Annotated in this window: 20 protein-coding genes and 1 tRNA gene; 15 read left to right on the top strand and 6 right to left on the bottom strand. The window is 62.8% G+C overall.

The features are described from left to right. The first annotated feature begins 39 nt into the window (after nt 1–39). The 6 genes from ACWTPI_RS17955 to ACWTPI_RS17930 all read left to right on the top strand — a co-directional run bounded on the left by ACWTPI_RS17955 (nt 40) and on the right by ACWTPI_RS17930 (nt 4,255). The gene (locus ACWTPI_RS17955; protein WP_059415973.1) at nt 40–414 is read left to right on the top strand and encodes a DUF4870 family protein; all 375 of its coding nucleotides are present in this window, start codon (nt 40–42) and stop codon (nt 412–414) included. A 105-nt stretch (nt 415–519) separates the two neighbouring features. Further along, nucleotides 520–876, top strand: coding sequence for a histidine triad nucleotide-binding protein (locus ACWTPI_RS17950; protein WP_020202037.1), 357 nt, complete (start codon nt 520–522; stop codon nt 874–876). A 183-nt stretch (nt 877–1,059) separates the two neighbouring features. Beyond that, complete coding sequence (gene tatA / locus ACWTPI_RS17945) at nt 1,060–1,293, top strand: Sec-independent protein translocase subunit TatA (protein ID WP_020202036.1); 234 nt, start codon at nt 1,060–1,062, stop codon at nt 1,291–1,293. Between the two features lie 145 nt (nt 1,294–1,438). Continuing rightward, nucleotides 1,439–1,951, top strand: a complete 513-nt coding sequence (tatB, locus tag ACWTPI_RS17940) for a Sec-independent protein translocase protein TatB (RefSeq protein ID WP_059415972.1) — start codon at nt 1,439–1,441, stop codon at nt 1,949–1,951. A 142-nt stretch (nt 1,952–2,093) separates the two neighbouring features. After that, on the top strand, nt 2,094–2,891 hold the full coding sequence (tatC, locus tag ACWTPI_RS17935; protein WP_020202034.1) for a twin-arginine translocase subunit TatC: 798 nt from the start codon (nt 2,094–2,096) through the stop codon (nt 2,889–2,891). A 245-nt stretch (nt 2,892–3,136) separates the two neighbouring features. Beyond that, a complete protein-coding gene (locus ACWTPI_RS17930; RefSeq protein WP_059415970.1) occupies nt 3,137–4,255 on the top strand; it encodes a porin in 1,119 nt (372 codons plus the stop codon). 582 nt (nt 4,256–4,837) lie between these two features. Here ACWTPI_RS17930 and ACWTPI_RS17925 read toward each other — a convergent pair. Continuing rightward, complete coding sequence (locus tag ACWTPI_RS17925) at nt 4,838–6,034, bottom strand: Do family serine endopeptidase (protein ID WP_020202032.1); 1,197 nt, start codon at nt 6,032–6,034, stop codon at nt 4,838–4,840. Nucleotides 6,035–6,053: 19 nt separating this feature from the next. Between ACWTPI_RS17925 and ACWTPI_RS17920 the strand changes: the two genes are divergently transcribed. After that, nucleotides 6,054–6,800, top strand: coding sequence for a Nif3-like dinuclear metal center hexameric protein (locus ACWTPI_RS17920; protein ID WP_059415968.1), 747 nt, complete (start codon nt 6,054–6,056; stop codon nt 6,798–6,800). A gap of 87 nt (nt 6,801–6,887) precedes the next feature. Here ACWTPI_RS17920 and mscL read toward each other — a convergent pair whose 3' ends face one another. Continuing rightward, nucleotides 6,888–7,325 carry a large conductance mechanosensitive channel protein MscL gene (gene mscL, locus ACWTPI_RS17915; RefSeq protein ID WP_059415967.1) on the bottom strand — a complete coding sequence of 146 codons (438 nt, stop codon included), beginning with the start codon at nt 7,323–7,325 and terminating at the stop codon, nt 6,888–6,890. Nucleotides 7,326–7,537: 212 nt separating this feature from the next. Between mscL and petA the strand changes: the two genes are divergently transcribed. The 6 genes from petA to ACWTPI_RS17885 all read left to right on the top strand — a co-directional run bounded on the left by petA (nt 7,538) and on the right by ACWTPI_RS17885 (nt 11,928). Continuing rightward, nucleotides 7,538–8,155, top strand: a complete 618-nt coding sequence (gene petA, locus ACWTPI_RS17910) for a ubiquinol-cytochrome c reductase iron-sulfur subunit (protein WP_029043388.1) — start codon at nt 7,538–7,540, stop codon at nt 8,153–8,155. A 2-nt stretch (nt 8,156–8,157) separates the two neighbouring features. Beyond that, nucleotides 8,158–9,561: a cytochrome b gene (locus tag ACWTPI_RS17905; RefSeq protein WP_059415964.1), complete on the top strand. Its 1,404-nt coding sequence runs from the start codon at nt 8,158–8,160 to the stop codon at nt 9,559–9,561. Nucleotides 9,562–9,598: 37 nt separating this feature from the next. Continuing rightward, complete coding sequence (locus ACWTPI_RS17900) at nt 9,599–10,342, top strand: cytochrome c1 (protein WP_059415962.1); 744 nt, start codon at nt 9,599–9,601, stop codon at nt 10,340–10,342. A gap of 255 nt (nt 10,343–10,597) precedes the next feature. Next, nucleotides 10,598–11,209 (top strand): glutathione S-transferase N-terminal domain-containing protein, encoded by a 612-nt coding sequence (locus tag ACWTPI_RS17895; RefSeq protein WP_020202026.1) that lies wholly within the window; start codon nt 10,598–10,600, stop codon nt 11,207–11,209. 69 nt (nt 11,210–11,278) lie between these two features. After that, on the top strand, nt 11,279–11,779 hold the full coding sequence (locus ACWTPI_RS17890) for a ClpXP protease specificity-enhancing factor (protein ID WP_020202025.1): 501 nt from the start codon (nt 11,279–11,281) through the stop codon (nt 11,777–11,779). A gap of 73 nt (nt 11,780–11,852) precedes the next feature. Further along, nucleotides 11,853–11,928, top strand: a tRNA-Thr gene (locus ACWTPI_RS17885). Between the two features lie 112 nt (nt 11,929–12,040). On the opposite strand, the gene ACWTPI_RS17880 is transcribed toward ACWTPI_RS17885, so the two are convergent. Beyond that, complete coding sequence (locus ACWTPI_RS17880) at nt 12,041–12,379, bottom strand: DUF1484 family protein (protein WP_063923104.1); 339 nt, start codon at nt 12,377–12,379, stop codon at nt 12,041–12,043. Nucleotides 12,380–12,870: 491 nt separating this feature from the next. Here ACWTPI_RS17880 and ACWTPI_RS17875 point away from each other — a divergent pair, with 491 nt between their 5' ends. Continuing rightward, nucleotides 12,871–13,797: a restriction endonuclease gene (locus ACWTPI_RS17875; protein WP_454732283.1), complete on the top strand. Its 927-nt coding sequence runs from the start codon at nt 12,871–12,873 to the stop codon at nt 13,795–13,797. 248 nt (nt 13,798–14,045) lie between these two features. Next, complete coding sequence (locus ACWTPI_RS17870) at nt 14,046–14,822, top strand: ParA family protein (protein ID WP_454732282.1); 777 nt, start codon at nt 14,046–14,048, stop codon at nt 14,820–14,822. Between the two features lie 176 nt (nt 14,823–14,998). Here the strand turns inward: ACWTPI_RS17870 and ACWTPI_RS17865 are convergent, their stop codons facing one another. The 3 genes from ACWTPI_RS17865 to ACWTPI_RS17855 all read right to left on the bottom strand — a co-directional run bounded on the left by ACWTPI_RS17865 (nt 14,999) and on the right by ACWTPI_RS17855 (nt 18,413). After that, nucleotides 14,999–15,430 (bottom strand): hypothetical protein, encoded by a 432-nt coding sequence (locus ACWTPI_RS17865; RefSeq protein ID WP_454732281.1) that lies wholly within the window; start codon nt 15,428–15,430, stop codon nt 14,999–15,001. Next, on the bottom strand, nt 15,418–16,158 hold the full coding sequence (locus ACWTPI_RS17860; RefSeq protein ID WP_454732280.1) for a LysM peptidoglycan-binding domain-containing protein: 741 nt from the start codon (nt 16,156–16,158) through the stop codon (nt 15,418–15,420). Before ACWTPI_RS17860 ends, ACWTPI_RS17865 begins: the two co-directional genes overlap by 13 nt. 419 nt (nt 16,159–16,577) lie before the next feature. Further along, nucleotides 16,578–18,413 (bottom strand): DEAD/DEAH box helicase, encoded by a 1,836-nt coding sequence (locus ACWTPI_RS17855; protein WP_454732279.1) that lies wholly within the window; start codon nt 18,411–18,413, stop codon nt 16,578–16,580. Nucleotides 18,414–18,638 lie beyond the last annotated feature (225 nt).

Genomic DNA, 18,638 nt, shown 5'->3' with positions numbered 1-18,638 from the left:
GCATCCGCGGCGGGCCACAACCAGGAGGAGCATGACGAGATGGGAGAGGTGATCACCGCCGACGGCGACCGGCTCGCCGGCCTGCGCAAGCTCACGCATATCCTGTATGCGCTGTACGCCATTTTCTGGCTGACCGGTGGCGTTACCGCGCTGATCGCCATCATCGTCGGCTACGTCAAGCGCGACGACACGCAAGGCACGCTCTACGCCTCGCATTTCGCCTGGCAGATCCGCTCCTTCTGGTGGTCGGTGGGTTGGGCGGTCCTCGGCGGCGTGCTGTTCGCCACCGTGATCCTGATTCCGCTGGCCTTTGCCCTGTGGAGCGTCTTGTCCTTGTGGATGCTGTATCGTATCGTCAAGGGCTGGCTCTACCTGAACGACGGCAAGCCGATGTATCCGGGCCAGGCGTTCTGAAAAGCCGCTCCGGTGCCGGCCGGGAGGGGTGGCCGGGAAGGGCGGCCGGGAAGGGCGCCTCGCGGCGGCGGTCCGGCTCAATTTGCGGCGCGCAATGAAATTTTCATGAATCCACAGCAAAATTGCATCTTCTGCCGGATCGTGGCGGGCGAGCTTGCGTCGAACAAGGTCTACGAAGACGACGACATGCTGGCTTTCCATGATATTCACCCGAAAGCCCCGGTACACTTCCTGCTCATTCCCAAGGCGCATGTCGATTCGCTGGCCGATTGCGGACCCGGCGACGGCGCCGTGCTTGCTAAAATGATGTTGAAGGTGCCTGAGCTGGCGCGTGCGGCAGGCTGTGGGAACGGTTTCCGGACGGTGATCAATACCGGCCCGGATGGCGGACAGGAGGTCTACCACCTCCATCTGCATGTGCTCGGCGGCCCGCGCAACCAGTGGAAGGTGGCGCTGCCCTGAACGCGGTGCCCGGCGCTGGCCGGCCGGCCCCGGCCAGGCCGGCAGCCAACCCATGCAGGACCGCGGGCCGGCTGGCCCACGGTCAGACGCCGTGCCGGCAACCGTCGCCCGGCATGGCATTCAGTGACGGAACAACGAGCCGGGGTGGCAAGGTGCCGCCCCCGGCTTCATCAGGAGCAGAAAATGGGTTCGTTTAGCATTTGGCACTGGCTCATCGTGCTGGTGATCGTCATGCTGGTCTTTGGCACCAAGAAGCTGCGCAACATCGGCCAGGACCTGGGCGGCGCAGTAAAGGGCTTCAAGGACGGCATGAAGGACGCCAACGGCGAGGACGCCGCGGCGACCGCGCCGGCCAAGGAGCTGCGCGACAGCACCACGATCGACGTCGAAGCCAAGGAAAAGTCGCGCCAGCAGTAAGCGCGACACGATCCTTGCCGGCTTTCCCGATGTTCCTTCTCCCGCCAGCCATGCCCTGCGTGCCGGCCCCGCCGCGGCAGGCTTGCCCGCGTGGGGCCCCGCGTGCCGCGGCGGCTGGCGGCGGCCCCTTCTTCCCGACGCTCGCATGATCGATCTCGGCATTTCCAAGCTTGCACTGATCGGCGCCGTGGCGCTGGTGGTGATCGGTCCCGAGCGGCTGCCGAAGGTGGCGCGTACGGTCGGCGCGCTGGTTGGCCGCGCGCAACGCTATATCAATGACGTCAAGGCGGAAGTCAGCCGCGAGGTCGAGCTCGACGAACTGCGCAAGATGCGCACGGAGTTCGAGGATGCCGCGCGCGACGTGGAGCGCACCGTCCACAAGGAGGTGCACGAGCACGCGCAGTCCTTCAGCGACGCGCTGTCCGGCAACGATGCCGGCGCCGCGGCGCCGGGGCCGGCCGCCGACAGCGGCCACGTGCCCTCGTGGGATACGGCGCACAAGCTCCACAACGGCCGCAAGAGCTGGCGCGTCAAGCAGGGCGCGCAGCCGCTGTGGTACAAGCGCCAGCACAATGTCCGCGTGTGGGCGCAGTCGGGCGCCGCGCGCGTCAAGCGCCACCGTCCCGCCACCGGTCCCGCACGCTCTTTCTTCGATTGAGCATGACGGGGTTTGCCATCACGCCGGTACCCGGCCGGCTGTCGCTGTCGTGCGCTCCGACCAGCGCACCGTGCCGCCGTCCCGTGTCCGGTTCCGCCACCGATTTCTCCATGCCAGCCCGCCCGGCTGAGCGGTCCACGCCATGAGCGACTCCCGTTCCCAAGATCCCCACGACCCGCAGGACGAAGGCCAGCAGGAAACCTTCATCTCTCACCTGGTGGAGCTGCGCTCGCGTATCGTCAAGGCTGCCTCGGGCGTGATCCTGGTGTTCGTCAGCCTGATCTACTGGGCGCCCAACATCTTCAACCTGTTCGCCCGGCCGCTGATGGAGAACCTGCCCAAGGGCGGCAAGATGATCGTCACCGACGTGACCGGCTCGTTCTTCGTGCCGATGAAGGTCACGCTGCTGGTGGCCTTCCTGATCGCGCTGCCCTGGGTGCTGTACCAGGTCTGGCAGTTCGTCGCGCCCGGTCTCTACCAGCATGAGAAACGGCTGATTGTGCCGCTGGTCAGCAGCAGCTACGTGCTGTTCATCTGCGGCGTGGCCTTCGCCTACTTCCTGGTGTTCCCCACGGTGTTCCATTTCATGGCGCACTACAACGCGCCGCTCGGGGCCGAGATGTCGACCGACATCGACAAATACCTGAGCTTCGCCATGACCATGTTCCTGGCGTTCGGCATCACGTTCGAAGTCCCCGTGGTGGTGATCGTGCTGGTGCGTTTCGGCGTGGTCGAGCTGGACAAGCTCAAGCAGATCCGGCCCTACGTGATCGTCGGCGCCTTCGTGATCGCGGCCGTGGTGACGCCGCCGGACGTGCTGTCGCAACTGCTGCTGGCGGTGCCGCTGGTGGCGCTGTACGAGCTCGGCCTGATCATGGCGCGCTTCACCGCCAAGCCCGTCGCGGCGAACCCCGCGGGCAGCGAAGCGCAGCCGGACTGACCGTTGCGCCGCCGCAGCGCAGCAAAGCTGCGGCGGGATACTTTTGCACCAAGTTGGGGAATATGCCTCTGCGTGCTGTTGCGACATCACAACAAAATCCCCCGCCATCCACGGTTTACGACGAAAAAGCCTTCTGGCGGCTGGGGGGGCTGACCCATAATACGCAGCAGACGTGAGGTAAATGCGTCGCCCAAGCACTTGGGCAAGCCAAGATTTCCCAATCAGTTGACAAGGAAAGTGTCGATATGAAGATGAAACTGTTTGCAGCCGCTGTCGCTGCCCTGGCCGCCGGCGGTGCGTATGCCCAGTCGAGCGTGACCCTGTACGGCGTGGCCGACGCTGGTATTGAATACACCAACCACGCTACCGTGGGTAAGACCGGCAACAACAACGCCTTCCGCCTGACCTCGGGCAACCAGTCCGGTTCGCGTTGGGGCCTGCGTGGCATCGAAGATCTGGGTGGCGGTCTGAAGGGCATCTTCGTCCTGGAAAGCGGCTTCAGCATCGATACCGGCACGTCGGGCCAAGGCAGCCGCCTGTTCGGCCGTCAAGCCTTCGTCGGTCTGCAAAGCCAGTACGGTCAGCTGACCTTGGGTCGTCATCAGACCCCGTTCTACGACTTCGGCCTGATCTATGATCCGATGGCCATTTCGACCCGTTACAGCATCGGTGCACAAGACAACTACATCGGCGCTTCGCGTGCCGACAACAGCGTCAAGTACATCGGCACGTTCTCGGGCCTGACGGTGCAAGCTCTGTACTCGTTCCAACGTGACGGCCAGGAAGTTCCGGGCGTGTTCACGGCTGGCCGCGAGTACGCGTTCATGGCTAGCTACGCTGCTGGTCCGTTCTCGGTTGGTGCTGCATACGACGAATCGAACGGCACCAACGGTACGACCACTCCGACGACCAACGCCCAGATGATCCGTCGTGCTACCGTTGCCGGTACGTACGCGATCGGACCGGCAAAGGTCTACGCCGGCTACCGTTACGCTCACTCGTTCAACGGCGCAACGCTGCCGGGCGCAATCGTTGCCAACACGGCTACGGCTCTGAGCAACAGCGTTTCGAACCTGTACTGGCTCGGCGTTGGTTACCAGCTGACCCCGGCGTTCTCGCTGACGGGCGCGGCTTACTACCAAGACTTCAAGAGCACCAGCGCAGATCCGTGGAACTTCGTTGCTACGGCTGACTACGCTCTGTCGAAGCGCACCGACCTGTACACCTCGCTGTCGTACGTCAAGAACAAGAGCAACTCGGCTCTGGGCGTGAACGGCTTCAACGGCGTCGGCACCGACAGCGCTGTTGTGACCCCGGGTCAGAACCAGTTCGGCGCTACCGTTGGTATCCGCCACAAGTTCTAATTTAACGCGGGCGTAAGCTCGTTTTAGATTGGCTTGATGCAAAACGCCGGCATCCGCAAGGATGCCGGCGTTTTGTCGTTCTGGCGGTCCATGTGCTGTATTTGCCCACATTCGCCGTGGCGTGTACCCACGCCCGCTGTGGCACGCTGGTGGCTTGTGTCGGCTGTCCGGTGTGATGCCAGTCCCCGGCAGACCGGCTAACAATGGTCGATTGCCTGCCATCCGCATGTGCACGGTGCAGCTAGCGCCTATCTATCGTGCATCCGGCCGCTTGCCCACCGCGCCACGAATGGGCGCCGTCAGTTGCGGGCGCGGCGGGTCGTCGCGTGACCGCATCGGCATGGGCATGCCGGACCATGCGCATGCGCAGGGCGATTCCGCGAGCGCAGCACTGGGTACGCGCCGGCGGTCCTGACGAACCTCGTTCGCGGTGCCGCGACGCACTGCGCGCGCGGCATCAGGAAGCCGCCATCGGAAACAAAAAACCCCGCCACAAGGGCGGGGTTCATCGGGCAAGGCCCGCATCGGGCGGGGCGGCGCCGGCGCACAAGGTCGTAGGCGTTGGTGTCGCGCGCGGACCTGTTATTCCTCTTCGTCCAGCGGCAGCGCACGGCGTGGCGGCGGCGGGCGCTTGCCGATCATCACCGTCAGCTCCGCCGGCTTGCCACGGCGCACCACCTTCATCTTCGCTTCCGCGCCGGGCTTGAGCTGCGCAATCGCGTTGAGCAGCGCCGTGGTGTCGGAAATGGCCTGCCCGTCGACCGAGACCAGCACGTCGCCCGGCTTCACGCCGGCCTTGTCCGCGGGGCCGCCCTGGACCACGGCGGCGATCAGCGCGCCTTCCTTGGCCTCCAGGCCGAACGACTCGGCGATCTCCGGCGTCATGTCCTGCGGCTCCACGCCGATCCAGCCGCGCGTCACGCTGCCGGTGGAGATGATCGACTCCATCACCTGCTTGGCGGTCGACACCGGAATGGCGAAGCCGATGCCCAGCGAGCCGCCCGAGCGCGAATAGATGGCCGTGTTGATGCCCAGCAGGTTGCCCTGCGCATCGACCAGCGCGCCGCCCGAATTGCCCGGGTTGATGGCCGCGTCGGTCTGGATGAAGTTCTCGAAGGTGTTGATGCCCAGGTGGCTGCGGCCGAGCGCCGACACGATGCCCATCGTCACGGTCTGGCCGACGCCGAACGGGTTGCCGATCGCCAGCACCACGTCGCCCACCTTGACGTTCTCGATGCGCCCCAGCGTGATCGCGGGCAGGTCCTTCAGCGTGATCTTGAGGACGGCGAGGTCGGTCTCCGGGTCCGAGCCCACCACCTTGGCGTTCGCCTTGCGCCCGTCGGTCAGCGCGACCTCGATCTCGTCGGCGCCGTCCACCACGTGGTGGTTGGTTAGAATGTAACCTTCCGCGCTGACAATCACGCCCGAGCCCAGGCTGGACACCGGTTCCTGGCGCTCCGGCAGGCGGTCGCCGAAGAAGAAGCGGAACCACGGATCTTCCGCCTGCGGGTTGTTGGGCGTGCGCTTGGGGCCGTTCTTGCTGGTGAAGATGTTCACCACCGCCGGCATCGCCTGCTGGGCCGCGTCACTGTAGGAGCCCTGCGCCGAAGAGCCCGCCACGCTGGGGACGACTTCCTTCAGCGCGACGATGGGCGATCCGGACTGCACGGCCACCCGGCCGCGCTGCAGCCATTCCGGTTTGAGCGTGGCCACGACGAACCACACTGCCAGCACGACGGTGACAGCCTGGGCAAAGAACAGCCAGAAACGGCGCAACATATTTGAGTTTGGGCAAAAAATGAAAACAAAAGATCTTGAATTGTACTTGAACGACCTGCTCCAGGTGCCTCGATACAAAGACTATTGCCCGAACGGATGGCAAGTGCAAGGCCGTCCGGAGGTCGAAAATATCGTCACCGGGGTGACGGCGAGCCTCGCCCTGGTCGATGCCGCCATCGAGGCGGGCGCCGATGCCATTTTGGTTCACCACGGATATTTCTGGAAAAACGAAGACGCGCGGGTAATCGGACAAAAACACGCCCGCCTGAAACGCCTGCTTGGCGCGGATGTGAACCTGCTGGCTTATCACCTGCCGCTCGATAATCACCCGGAATTCGGCAATAACGCCCAGCTGGGGCAGCAATTGGGATTTACACCCACCGGCCGATTTGGCGACGACCAGCTCGGCTGGACCGGCACCCTGCCGCAGCCCATGCCGCTCGCGGCGCTGGCCGCGCACGTCGGCGGCGTGCTCGCGCGCGAGCCGCTGGCCATCGGCGACCCGGCGCAGATGATCCGCACCGTGGGCTGGTGCACCGGCGGTGCCCAGGGCTACTTCGACGGCGCCGTGGCCGCCGGCGTGGACTGCTACCTGAGCGGCGAGATTTCCGAGCAGACCACGCACCTCGCGCGCGAGAGCGGCGTCGCCTACCTCGCCGCCGGACACCACGCCACCGAGCGCTATGGCATCCGCTCGCTCGGCGAGCACCTCGCGCAGCAGTTCGGCCTGCGCCACACCTTCATCGACATTCCGAATCCGGTCTGACCGCGCCGGGAGCCGCCCTGGGAGCCGCCACGGGCGCGGCTTATTGTCGCAGCGGGCCCTCGCGGCAGGCCTTGCGCGCGTGGTTGATCAAGCCTGGCGCGCCTTCAGGCTGTCGCGGATTTCGCGCAGCAGCACCACGTCTTCGGGTGTCGGTGCAGGCACTTCCGCGGCCGCCGGCTCCTCGGCGCGCAGCTTGTTGATGGCCCGCACCATCATGAAAATGATGAAGGCGAGGATCAGGAAGTTGACCAGGATGGTCAGGAAATTGCCGTAGGCAAACACCGGCACGCCGGCCTTCTTCAAGGCATCCAGCGTGCGCGGCACGCCTTCGGGCGGCTCCGCCAGCAGCACGAACATGTTGGAGAAATCGAGCTTGCCGATGATGCGGCCCACCACCGGCATGATCAGGTCGTTGACCACCGAATCGACAATCTTGCCGAACGCCGCGCCGATAATGACACCCACGGCGAGGTCGACCACATTGCCTCGCATTGCAAAGGTCTTGAACTCTGACATCATCCCCATGCTATTTCTCCCACTGTTGCTTGTGTTGAACGGTTGTTAGGATAAAAGCCTGCCGCATCACTGCCTGTAACGCAAGCCTGCAGGCCACATCGGTGTTTTCTGTCCGATTATCGCGCGAACGTGAGCAAATCTGCGCCTTTCAATGCCACATGTGCGTAAGGTACAATTTTAGGTTGACGCAAAATCTAATTTGACATCCCCTGGGGTTTGGAATGAGTGACCAGCAAAACGTGAAGAACGTGGATAAGGGTCGCCGCAATTGGTTGATTGCGACGTCAGTCGCTGGCGGCATCGGAGGCGTGGCGGTCGCAGTGCCGTTCGTCAGCACGTTCGCGCCGTCAGAGAAAGCCAAGGCAGCCGGAGCACCAGTCGAGGCCGACATCAGCGCCCTGAAACCGGGCGAGATGATGACGGTCGAGTGGCGTGGCAAGCCCGTCTGGATCCTGAAGCGCACCGAGGAAATGCTCGCGTCGCTCAAGAAGACCGATTCCGAAGTCGCCGACCCCAACTCGGACGTGCCCTTCACCATGAAGACGCCCGAGTACTGCAAGAACGAAACGCGCTCGCGCGCCGATCACAAGGATCTCCTGGTCGTGGTCGGCATCTGCTCCCACCTGGGCTGCTCGCCCTCCGGCCCGTTCGGCGCCGGCGCCAATCCCCAGCTCGGTTCCGACCCCGGATTCCTCTGCCCCTGCCACGGTTCGACCTTCGACCTGGCAGGCCGCGTATTCAAGAACAAGCCCGCCCCGCAAAACCTCGACGTACCCCCCTACCAATTCCTGTCCGACACGAGGATCGTGATCGGCAAGGATGAAAAAGGAGACGCTTGATCATGGCGGCAGAAAAACAAGTCAAGACGACCGGCCTGCTCGGCTGGATCGACGCCCGTTTCCCCGCGACCCAGCTCTGGGAAGACCACCTCTCCAAGTACTACGCGCCGAAGAACTTCAACTTCTGGTACTTCTTCGGTTCGCTGGCGCTGCTGGTGCTGGTCATCCAGATCGTCACCGGCATCTTCCTGGTGATGAACTACAAGCCCGACGGCACGCTCAACCCCGCCGGCGTGCCCGTGGCCTACGCCAGCGTCGAGTACATCATGCGCGAAGTGCCCTGGGGCTGGCTGGTGCGCTACATGCATTCCACCGGCGCCTCGGCCTTCTTCGTGGTGGTGTACCTGCACATGTTCCGCGGCCTGCTGTACGGCTCGTACCGCAAGCCGCGCGAGCTGGTCTGGATCTTCGGCTGCCTGATCTTCCTGTGCCTGATGGCCGAAGCCTTCATGGGCTACCTGCTGCCGTGGGGCCAGATGTCGTACTGGGGCGCCCAGGTGATCGTGAACCTGTTCTCGGCGATTCCCGTGATCGGCCAGGACCTGTCGCTGTTCATCCGCGGTGACTACGTCGTCAGCGACGCCACCCTGAACCGCTTCTTCTCGTTCCACGTCATCGCCGTGCCGCTGGTGCTGCTGGGCCTGGTCGTCGCGCACATCATCGCGCTGCACGAAGTGGGCTCCAACAACCCGGACGGCGTCGAGATCAAGGCCAAGAAGGACGAGAACGGCATCCCGCTGGACGGCATCCCGTTCCACCCGTACTACTCGGTGCACGACCTGCTGGGCGTGGGCGGCTTCCTGATGATCTTCTCCGCGGTGATCTTCTTCTTCCCGGAGATGGGCGGCTACTTCCTGGAGTCCAACAACTTCATCCCGGCCGATCCGCTCAAGACCCCGCCGCACATCGCGCCGGTGTGGTACTTCACGCCGTTCTACTCGATGCTGCGCGCCACCACCTCGAACTTCCTGCCGATCCTGTGGGTGTTCTTCGCGGTGCTGCTCGGCCTGGTGTTCCTGCGCAGCAAGGACGCCCGCATCAAGATCGGCGCGCTCGCCATTGCCCTGATCCTGGCGGTGGGCTTCTACTTCATCGACGCCAAGTTCTGGGGCGTGCTGGTGATGGGCGGCTCGGTGGTGATCCTGTTCTTCATGCCGTGGCTGGACCAGTCGCCGGTGAAGTCCATCCGCTACCGCCCGGCCTTCCACAAGAGCATCCTGGTGGTCTTCGTGGTCGTGTTCGTCGTGCTCGGCTACCTGGGCGTGCAGCCCCCGTCGCCGGTGGGTGAGAAGGTGTCGCAGCTTGGCACCCTGCTGTACTTCGCCTTCTTCCTGACCATGCCGCTGTGGAGCCGTGTCGGCCAGTTCAAGCCGGTGCCGGAACGCGTGACGTTCCACCCGCACTGAGCCCGGACGAACCCCGACAAGAGCACAAGGACACACGATGAAAAAGCTGCTTTCGATTCTCGCGCTGGCCGGCGCCTTCTTTGCCGCCGCGCCCGCCACGGCCAGCGAAGGGGGCTACCCCCTCGAGCCGGCTCCCGTGCAGACCAGCGACCTCTCCTCGCTGCAGCGCGGCGCCAAGCTGTTCGTGAACTACTGCCTGAACTGCCACGGCGCGTCGATGATGCGCTACAACCGGCTCAAGGACATCGGCCTGACCGACGACCAGATCCGCCAGAACCTGCTGTTCAGCGGCGACAAGGTCGGCGACATGATGACCATCGCCATGCAGCCCAAGGACGCCAAGGCCTTCTTCGGCGTCACCCCGCCGGACCTGTCGGTGATCGCGCGCGCGCGCGGCGACGACTGGCTCTACACCTACCTGCGCACCTTCTACCGCGACGACCAACGCGCCACGGGCTGGAACAACCTCGTGTTCCCCAGCGTCGGCATGCCGCACGTGCTGTGGGAACTGCAAGGCCAGCGCGCCGCCAAGTTCGTCGAGTCCGAGGAGCATGGCGAGAAGGTCCACAAGTTCGCCGGCTTCGAGCAGCTCACCCCCGGCAAGTTGAGCCCGCTCGAATACGACCAGGCCGTCAGCGACCTCGTCGGCTACCTCGACTGGATGGCCGAACCCGCCCAGAACCAGCGCAAGCGCCTCGGCGTCTGGGTGCTGCTGTTCCTCGGCATGTTCACCATCTTCGCGTGGCGCCTGAACGCCGCGTTCTGGAAGGACATCAAGTAACACGCGGCAAGGCTTGCGAGGCGGAAGCCTCGTGGGGCAGGGGGCCGGAGCGGACGTTGCGAAAGCGGCGCCGCCCCGGCCCTTTTCGTTTGGCGGCCTCGCCAGACCGCTGGTAGCTCAAGTGCCCGGCACACCGCTCCATACCGCCAAGATCAGGCATAAATGTGCTTTAAGCGCATCTAATTTGCTTTCTGCATCGCGCTTCTGCCAGAATACCGATCCAGTCAATCGACCCCGCATCAAAGGAATCCAACCATGATGGTGTTGTATTCGGGCACCACCTGCCCGTTCTCCCAGCGTTGCCGCCTCGTCCTGTTCGAAAAGGGCATGGATTTCGAGATCCGAGACGTCGACCTGTTCAACAAGCCGGAAGACATTTCGGTGATGAACCCCTACGGCCAGGTGCCCATCCTGGTCGAGCGCGACCTGATCCTGTACGAGTCGAACATCATCAACGAGTACATCGACGAGCGCTTCCCGCACCCGCAGCTGATGCCGGCCGACCCGGTGCAGCGCGCCCGCGCCCGCCTGTTCCTGTTCAACTTCGAAAAGGAACTCTTCACGCACGTCTACGCCCTCGAAAACGAAAAGGGCAAGGCCGCCGAGAAGAGCCACGAGCGCGCCCGCGCCGCCATCCGCGACCGCCTGACCCAGCTCGCGCCGATCTTCGTCAAGAACAAGTACATGCTCGGCGAAGAGTTCTCCATGCTCGACGTCGCCATCGCCCCGCTGCTCTGGCGCCTAGACCACTACGGCATCGAACTCTCCAAGAACGCCGCGCCGCTGCTCAAGTACGCCGAACGCATCTTCAGCCGCCCGGCCTACATCGAAGCGCTCACCCCGTCGGAAAAGGTGATGCGCCGCTAAACCGGCCCCCCGGCCCGAAGCCCCCCGTTTCGGGCCACCCGGAACGCGCCCCGCGCCACTGGAAGCACAATGCCTGAAACCTCCACCAAGCCCTACCTGATCCGCGCCATCTACGAATGGTGCACGGACAACGGCTTCACGCCATACATCGCCGTCTTCGTCGACGCCAACACCAGCGTGCCGCGCGAGTTCGTCAAGAACAACGAAATCGTGCTCAACGTCAGCTTCGACGCCACCAGCGGGCTGGACATGGGCAACGAGTGGATCGGCTTCAGCGCCCGCTTCGGCGGCGTCTCGCGCAAGATCGACGTGCCCGTGGAAAACGTGCTCGCCATCTACGCCCGCGAAAACGGCCAGGGCATGGCCTTCCCGGTGGAGCGCAGCGTGCCCGAAACCCAGGCCGCCACCGAACGCGAGAACAACCCCCCGCCCAAGCTCTCCTCCGTGGAAAGCGAAGCCCCCCAGGCCACGGCCGACGCCACCACCGACAACGGCGACGACGAACCCACGCCACCGCCGCCGGTCTCGCGCATCGGCGCCAAGAAGCCCTCCCTGAAGGTGGTGAAGTAAGTACCGCCCACGCCGCGCCCGGCCATCGTCATTTCACGCCGCATGCAGTAGAATCGCGGTCTGCACCAAACATGCCGGCTTAGCTCATCAGGTAGAGCAGTTGATTTGTAATCATCAGGTGGCGGGTTCGAGTCCTGCAGCCGGCACCAGAATTTGAGAACGGCCCCCCAGAAGAAAATGGGGGCCGTTTTCGTTTTGAGGTCCGCGCTTACTTTGGGTGTATGCGGTCGTCGGGCATGGTGTGCATATTGACGAATCGCCTCAGAACATCTCCTGGACGCTGTTCACCGCACGATCCAACTTGTCCTTGAGCGCGGCAAGCAGGCAGTGCAATCCATCGTCCTCGACGGAGGCGTCGCCGCGCTGTTGAAGCACGGCCAGCATCGTGCCAAGGCCAGCGCTCACCCCAAGCAGCTCCGCACATCCGTCTACGGTTGTTTCACGAATGCGCTCGCCAACACCGTGAAGTTCGCCTGCCAGGCGCCTTACATGCTTGCGGTTCATCCTCGTTCCATCGGCCGCCAAGTGAGCTAACTCCGCAACCAGATCCTGATGTTTGCGTGCCGCGAGGAGACGCCCATGAGTCGTGGCCTTATCCATGCGCCACCTCCAGATGGGAAAGCCCTGACGCTACGACCCCAATGCGATGTAGTTGATGCGCGACCTGACCAGCATCGCGTCGAAGACCAATGGCAATAGCAAAAGCCATGACAACCTCCTTGGGTAGGTTGAAGGCTCGCCGCTCATTCTCACGTGAGGGGTGGCGGGCCTGACAGCGGGGGTGAGAACCGGTACCCAAGGATCCCGGCCAGCCCGGAGGCTGCCCCGCCCGGCCCGCCGTTGAACTAGTGGCGTGCGCGTGCGCGCGAACAAAAGCCGCGTGGCGCGGCTGTTCGCCCTTGGGATCTCTCAGGTTCTCACGCCCGATCACCGTTGTTTCGGTGATGGCCCATTCTTGGTGACCGTCCGCTCTATGTCAACCCAACCGACGACCACGGATACCATATTTAACACCTTGTGTAATATCTATCAAATCCAGCCGTAAAGTCCTATCCGGCCAGCAACACAAACGAAAGAAAGGCGGGTGAAAAATGGGCCGTCGCAAGAGGCAGCCGAAGCTTTCCGACATCCTGCTGGAGTCGCCATGGTGGGTTTCCGTCGCCCTGGGCTTTTGCGCTTACATTGCATTCCACGCGATCGTTCCCGCATTGCTGGGAGCCAATCGCTATCTCGCTGGCCTCACCACGGCCAGCCGCGAGTTCGCCTGGGTGCCAGCCATCGCGTTCTGCTTTCTGGGTCTGCTGTCTTTCATCAAGGCTCGCTTTGGTGGGCAACCGGTAGCCGAAACTGCGCGTGCGCCACGCCACCGCCCGGTTGCTTCCGCTAAGGCCGGGCCAGCCGCGTCACCCACTATCAAGGAGGCGCCCGATGGTGCTGCGCCCTGGGGGGCCGCATCCGCTCCCCAGCCGCGCCCACAAAGCTGGTCCCTCGAAGCCCTCGCCCTGCTCGAATGGAAACGCTTCGAGCTGCTCTGTGTTGCCTACTACGAGCAACTTGGCTTTACGGTTGAGACCGTGCCGCATGGCGCGGATGGCGGGATCGATGCCACGCTGTACAGGCAGGGCATGGCGCAGCCGATGGCGCTCGTGCAATGCAAGGCGTGGCGGTCGCCGGTGAAGGTGGAGCCGGTGCGCGCGCTCGGTGGCGTCATGCATCAGCACAAGATCCGGCGTGGGGTGTTCTGGTCGTTGAGCGGATATTCGGGCGAGGCGAAGAAGTACGCTGCGGCAGCGGATATCCAATTGCTCGACGGCGCGGGCATCGTCGAGCGCATCCGGAAACTGGAGCCGTCGCAGCAAACCGCGTTACTGGCCAAGGCGTTCGAAGGTGACTACAGAACGCCCACTTGCGCGGCATGCGGGGTGAAGCTCGTCAAGCGTACTGGCCGACGCGGCTCGTTCTGGGGATGCAGTAACTATCCTGCGGGGTGCACAGTGACAATGGAGCTTTCCGCGTAAGACCTCGGTCTTTGCTCTGGAATTCTTCCCCTCTTTTCAGTGGCATAGGGCAAACGACACTGCATGCCAGAGGCATCGCCGGGCAGCGTCTGTCGGTCGGGCGCTATCGCATCGAAGTGACGCTGCCGCCCCGCCGACGCAAGCCCATTCCGCAATCCCGCGAATCTTCATGCTGCAGTGCAGCCAAAACGCGCAACCTGACGGTAAGCTCTTGTCTTTAGTCGGGAGAAATTCCACGGGGAGGGCAAATGCGGCGCGTCGTATTCAACCAGAAGGGCGGTGTCGGGAAGTCGACCATTGTGTGCAACCTGGCGGCGATCAGCGCCAGCGAGGGCTTGCGTACCCTGGTCATCGACCTGGATGTGCAGGGAAATTCCACGCAGTATCTGCTGGGTGAGCGGGCCGGCGAGGCTACCCCGACGGTGGCGGATTTCTTCGAGACCGCGCTGACCTACAGCTTCAAGCCGGTCGAGTTCTCCTCGTTCGTGCACGCGACGCCGTTCGAGAATCTGGACGTGATGCCGGCACACCCCGATCTCGATGCGCTGCACGGCAAGCTCGAGTCGCGCTACAAGATCTACAAGTTGCGCGACGCATTGAACGAGCTGGATACCTACGATGCCATCTATATCGATACGCCGCCGGCGCTGAACTTCTATACGCGCTCGGCCTTGATCGCCGTCGAGCGCTGCCTGATTCCATTCGACTGCGACGATTTCTCCCGTCGCGCCCTGTATGCGCTGCTGGACAACGTGAAGGAGATCCAGCAGGACCACAATGCGGGGCTGGAGGTCGAGGGCATCGTGATCAATCAGTTTCAGCCTCGCGCCAGCCTGCCTCAGCAACTGGTCGATGAACTGGTGAGCGAAGGGCTGCCGGTGCTGGGCTCGCGGCTGTCCTCGTCCGTGAAGATCCGCGAATCCCATCAGCATGCCAGGCCGATGATCTATCTGGACCCGCGGCACAAGCTTGCCCAGGAATACGTGGCATTGCACCGCGAACTGGTCGGGTCTGTTGAAGATTGATGGCCGTCAGGTGGCAGGGTTCGAGTCCTGCCATTGCGCTGCAATGTGACAACGGCCCCAAGCGATTGGGGCCGTTTTTTGCATTTGCGGGGGCGGTCTTGTACCGAACGCCTCTCAGACATCTTCTGCAAACTACCCGCGATGCCGCATGAAAATGACGCTCGCCGCGTAACGCTTCAGTCTTGCCTCTGGACGCTGCACGAGAGCGTTCTGGACTGCGCGGCGCTGTCGGCGGTTTTCCTGCCATCATAGTCGGCGCGAGACGCATAGCCCCTGGCGAGCCAGTAGTCCGGATAGGCGGGATCAAATGCGAGTTGAACAATCTCGTACCGGCACGACCGGCTCTTGCGCTGGAGCACGAAAGCGATGCTGGGCGCGGATGCGTCCATGTCTTTGTCGATCACGGTGTAGGGCGTCTTCGCGCAGACGCTGTAGGGCGTGTTCCATGCAAGGGTTTTGGTTTTGACATATAGCTTGCCCCAGCATCCGCGGCCCTGACCGTGGAACACACCGGTAAAGGGTTCTGCCTGTATTGTTGTCGAGCCCAATGTCAGCGCTAGCGCTAAGAGGCGGCAGAAAATGACCGGCTTGGCTATTATTGGACGCATGTCACGATATTCCGTTGGCGGATCAATGGCAATACGTAGTTGAGCTTTTCCGCGTAGTGGGCATCACCGCCGCCGTTGTAATAGCGCGCGATGTTTGATGTCGTCCTGGGCTTCCAACCGACGATGACCTTCCGCATCGACGCCTTGCGATACACGAGAACCTGCCCAGGTCGAAGAACATATGCTCCGGAATTCAACGCTTTCATCATCTCTATCGTAGTGCCCTGCGCTCTTGCGATCCTATCGAGGCTATCGCCGGGTCTGACCTTTACCTCATAAGTCTTTTCATCAGAGTCCGGGATGCTCTTGATCGCGAAGTCAGCCAGTCGCATCAGCAGATAACCCACGCCAGCACGAATATTGTTCTTCGCCGAGGTGCCTACGCTACCTCGATTCAACACGCTTCGCAGGGAGCGCGGAAGGATCAGGTCGCCGCCCTCCCTGCCATCAAGCAGCGCGTTTAGGCCGGGATCCCCGGGGTTGCCCATCTGGATTGGATTTTGCTCCCAAAGCGGGCTGCCAGCTCCCGTTTCCACCCATATCATGGCCTTTATCAAATGCCAGTCAAGGGGGAGGTAGTGTGGTTGATCTGCAAGGTGAGTGTTGAACTCGTCGACCACCGATCTGATGCAGCAATCGTGCATGTCCCATCTGTCATTACCTTTAGCGTTGTCGATGCCTTCTCGCCATCTGTCGCGACCAGCGCCAAGTTGCGTTGCTGCTGCCATACCTTTTTCCCCTCAGAATGGGCGACCAAAGGGTCGTATTTCCAATGAGCCGCGCTTGTTGCCACCGTGTAGGTTGCACGCGAGGGGGAGTATCGCGATGTTCGTTCTCGCGGTAAATCTGATGTGTACTAATTCGAGGGGATTCGCGACAGCGATTCATCATTGTGCGGCGAGGTTGGGTGCTGACCTGGGTCCGTGCCAGGTCAGCCAGCGAGTCCGAACGAATATCAATCGGCCATGATCGCAAAGGCCAGCATCGGGCGTCAGCGTATGCACAGGGTTCAGGCCAAGATGAGATTGTCGTGATTACGAATGCCGTGCTTGTGTAAAACCTCGTCGAGGAAATCTTTAGGATTGTGGCGGCTCGCTGTTGCCGCTGTGTCCGCGGAGCGGCACACGCCGGCAGCAGCGGTTTGTCCCTACCTCAAGGCCTCTGACGCTTCCCGCAACCTGTCAAGCAACCGCGATTCCTGACCGTACGTCATCACGAGCTGTCGCGTAGCGCGGGTCATCGCCACGTAAAGTAGCCGGGCTTCGTCCTCTTCCGACTCGTCCTTCGTGTGGATGGCACCCGTTGCCGGTATGCATACCAGCGGAAACTCCAGCCCCTTGCTGCTATGCATGGTCACTACCTTCACGGTGTCTGCATTGGGCTTGAAGCGCTTGTCGCCGTGCGTCGGGATCTCGAACGGAATGCCTTTGCGCGAGAAGGTGGCGGCAATGGTGTTCCCCGCGTCGTTCCAATGGCGGTACAGCACCGCCATCTCAGCCCAGGGTGTGCCGGTACGGTTCTCGTCGACCAGGATCTGGGCGATGCGGTCGGCTTCGGCCTGCAGGCTCGGCAGTTCAATCACCAGCGGCTTGGGTCCGCTGCGGCCGGCGCCGACCGGCTGGACTGTCGGTGCTTCGTCCTCGTCGGCGTCCAGCGGGCGCAGCAGTTCGTTGGCGAAGGCGCGCGCCACCGACAGGATTTCCTGCGTGTTGCGGTAGTTGACCTTGAGGATCGTGGTGCGGCCCTTGGCCTGCACCCCTACGCTGGCGAAGCTGAACTTGCGTTTCTTCGCGTGCCCGTAGATGGATTGTGCATCGTCATAGAGCACCAGCAGCGCGTTGCTTTCCGGGTTGACCATCTGCACGACGAGCTTGAACCATTCGGGCCGGAAGTCATGGCCTTCGTCGATCAGGATGGCGTCATACTGGCCGCCGGGAATGGCCTTGCGCTCGACGCCCTGGATGACCCGCTCGACCATCGACTCGAAGAGCGCGTCCGATGACCGACCCGAAGGACGCTCGATGTGATAAGCGGCAAGCTGGCGCGAGCACCACGCATGGAAGTTGTAGACGTGGACCTTGTCCTCGATGCCTTTCTCGGCCATCGTGGCGGCGAGCTTGGCCGCCAGCGTCTTGTTGTAGCAGAGCACGAGCACCGGCCGCGTCGCCACCTTGGCGAGATGCTCGGCGCGATAGCCCAGGATCAGCGTCTTGCCGGAGCCGGCCACGCCGTGGATGACGCGGTGCCCGTCGCCGAGGCTGCGGGCCAGTTGCTCCTGCTGCAAGTCCATGACGCGCAGGATGTCGGGAATATCCTGCGGTGACAGCGCGTCTTCGGCAAACAGTCCGCGCTGCTCCGGCATGCGGATCTGGGGGAACAGATGCCACCGGATCCGCTCGATCTGCGGGAGCGAGAGCTTGAAGTTGAACTTGATCGGGAACATGTCCCAGAGTCGCTTCTGGAAGGCTTCCGCGTCCACGCTCTCGGTCATCTCGTCGCTGCAGATGACGAGGTGCGACGGCAGCACGTCGCCGAGGTTCGTCTGTTCGAACTGCGAGCGCCTGATATTGGACAGCACCACGCCACAGCCATACGGGAAGAACGGCTTGCCCTTGAGCGATCCGCTTGGCCACACCAGTTGCGGGTCGCGCTGCAGCAGATGCAGCACGTAGAACATGAACTGGCGGGCCGTTTCCAGCGGATTCATCTCGCGGACGAGGCCCCGCTCGGTGAGCAGCGAGACGTCGCGCTGGTCGATCTCCTGAATTGTGTCCAGCCGCCAGTCCTTGACCTCCAGCACCAGAAGGCCGCGATTCGGGTGGAACACGATGAAATCCGGGTGCCTGGTCTTCTCGCCGATGGCGACGTCATACCAGCACAGATAATCGTCTTCGAGTTTCGCCCCGAGCCGTTCGGCGAAGCGTCTTTCCCCGGTGGTCATGCGCGATGTGACCGATCCAAGCGCGGGAATCAGTGTGGCCATCTTTTTCTCGATTGTTCTTGTCGAAGCTGCATGCGCTGCCTGTGGCGGCCGAGGACCCAGTCCGGCCAGGACGCACTGCGGAGCGTCGGGTGTGTCATTGTAGTAATAACGTGAATGAAGCGCTTACTGATTTGCGAGACTGTGATTTAAGTCATTCGGTATATCTGATTTCAATCGCAGCGAGATTCGGCGTGCGAATCCGCTGTCTTATCCCCGTCACCCGTT

Source organism: Cupriavidus ulmosensis, from assembly GCF_977008105.1.
Note: the sequence above shows the minus strand (reverse complement) of the source record. Positions and strands in the feature narration are given on the sequence as shown.

Excerpts from the sequence above, each read along its gene's own strand:
- ACWTPI_RS17955 (WP_059415973.1), top strand. The coding sequence starts at position 40 with ATGGGAGAGGTGATCACCGCCGACGGCGACCGGCTCGCCGGCCTGCGC.
- ACWTPI_RS17950 (WP_020202037.1), top strand. The coding sequence starts at position 520 with ATGAATCCACAGCAAAATTGCATCTTCTGCCGGATCGTGGCGGGCGAG.
- tatA (WP_020202036.1), top strand. The coding sequence starts at position 1,060 with ATGGGTTCGTTTAGCATTTGGCACTGGCTCATCGTGCTGGTGATCGTC.
- tatB (WP_059415972.1), top strand. The coding sequence starts at position 1,439 with ATGATCGATCTCGGCATTTCCAAGCTTGCACTGATCGGCGCCGTGGCG.
- tatC (WP_020202034.1), top strand. The coding sequence starts at position 2,094 with ATGAGCGACTCCCGTTCCCAAGATCCCCACGACCCGCAGGACGAAGGC.
- ACWTPI_RS17930 (WP_059415970.1), top strand. The coding sequence starts at position 3,137 with ATGAAGATGAAACTGTTTGCAGCCGCTGTCGCTGCCCTGGCCGCCGGC.
- ACWTPI_RS17925 (WP_020202032.1), bottom strand. The coding sequence starts at position 6,034 with ATGTTGCGCCGTTTCTGGCTGTTCTTTGCCCAGGCTGTCACCGTCGTG.
- ACWTPI_RS17920 (WP_059415968.1), top strand. The coding sequence starts at position 6,054 with ATGAAAACAAAAGATCTTGAATTGTACTTGAACGACCTGCTCCAGGTG.
- mscL (WP_059415967.1), bottom strand. The coding sequence starts at position 7,325 with ATGGGGATGATGTCAGAGTTCAAGACCTTTGCAATGCGAGGCAATGTG.
- petA (WP_029043388.1), top strand. The coding sequence starts at position 7,538 with ATGAGTGACCAGCAAAACGTGAAGAACGTGGATAAGGGTCGCCGCAAT.
- ACWTPI_RS17905 (WP_059415964.1), top strand. The coding sequence starts at position 8,158 with ATGGCGGCAGAAAAACAAGTCAAGACGACCGGCCTGCTCGGCTGGATC.
- ACWTPI_RS17900 (WP_059415962.1), top strand. The coding sequence starts at position 9,599 with ATGAAAAAGCTGCTTTCGATTCTCGCGCTGGCCGGCGCCTTCTTTGCC.
- ACWTPI_RS17895 (WP_020202026.1), top strand. The coding sequence starts at position 10,598 with ATGATGGTGTTGTATTCGGGCACCACCTGCCCGTTCTCCCAGCGTTGC.
- ACWTPI_RS17890 (WP_020202025.1), top strand. The coding sequence starts at position 11,279 with ATGCCTGAAACCTCCACCAAGCCCTACCTGATCCGCGCCATCTACGAA.
- ACWTPI_RS17880 (WP_063923104.1), bottom strand. The coding sequence starts at position 12,379 with ATGGATAAGGCCACGACTCATGGGCGTCTCCTCGCGGCACGCAAACAT.
- ACWTPI_RS17875 (WP_454732283.1), top strand. The coding sequence starts at position 12,871 with ATGGGCCGTCGCAAGAGGCAGCCGAAGCTTTCCGACATCCTGCTGGAG.
- ACWTPI_RS17870 (WP_454732282.1), top strand. The coding sequence starts at position 14,046 with ATGCGGCGCGTCGTATTCAACCAGAAGGGCGGTGTCGGGAAGTCGACC.
- ACWTPI_RS17865 (WP_454732281.1), bottom strand. The coding sequence starts at position 15,430 with ATGCGTCCAATAATAGCCAAGCCGGTCATTTTCTGCCGCCTCTTAGCG.
- ACWTPI_RS17860 (WP_454732280.1), bottom strand. The coding sequence starts at position 16,158 with ATGGCAGCAGCAACGCAACTTGGCGCTGGTCGCGACAGATGGCGAGAA.
- ACWTPI_RS17855 (WP_454732279.1), bottom strand. The coding sequence starts at position 18,413 with ATGGCCACACTGATTCCCGCGCTTGGATCGGTCACATCGCGCATGACC.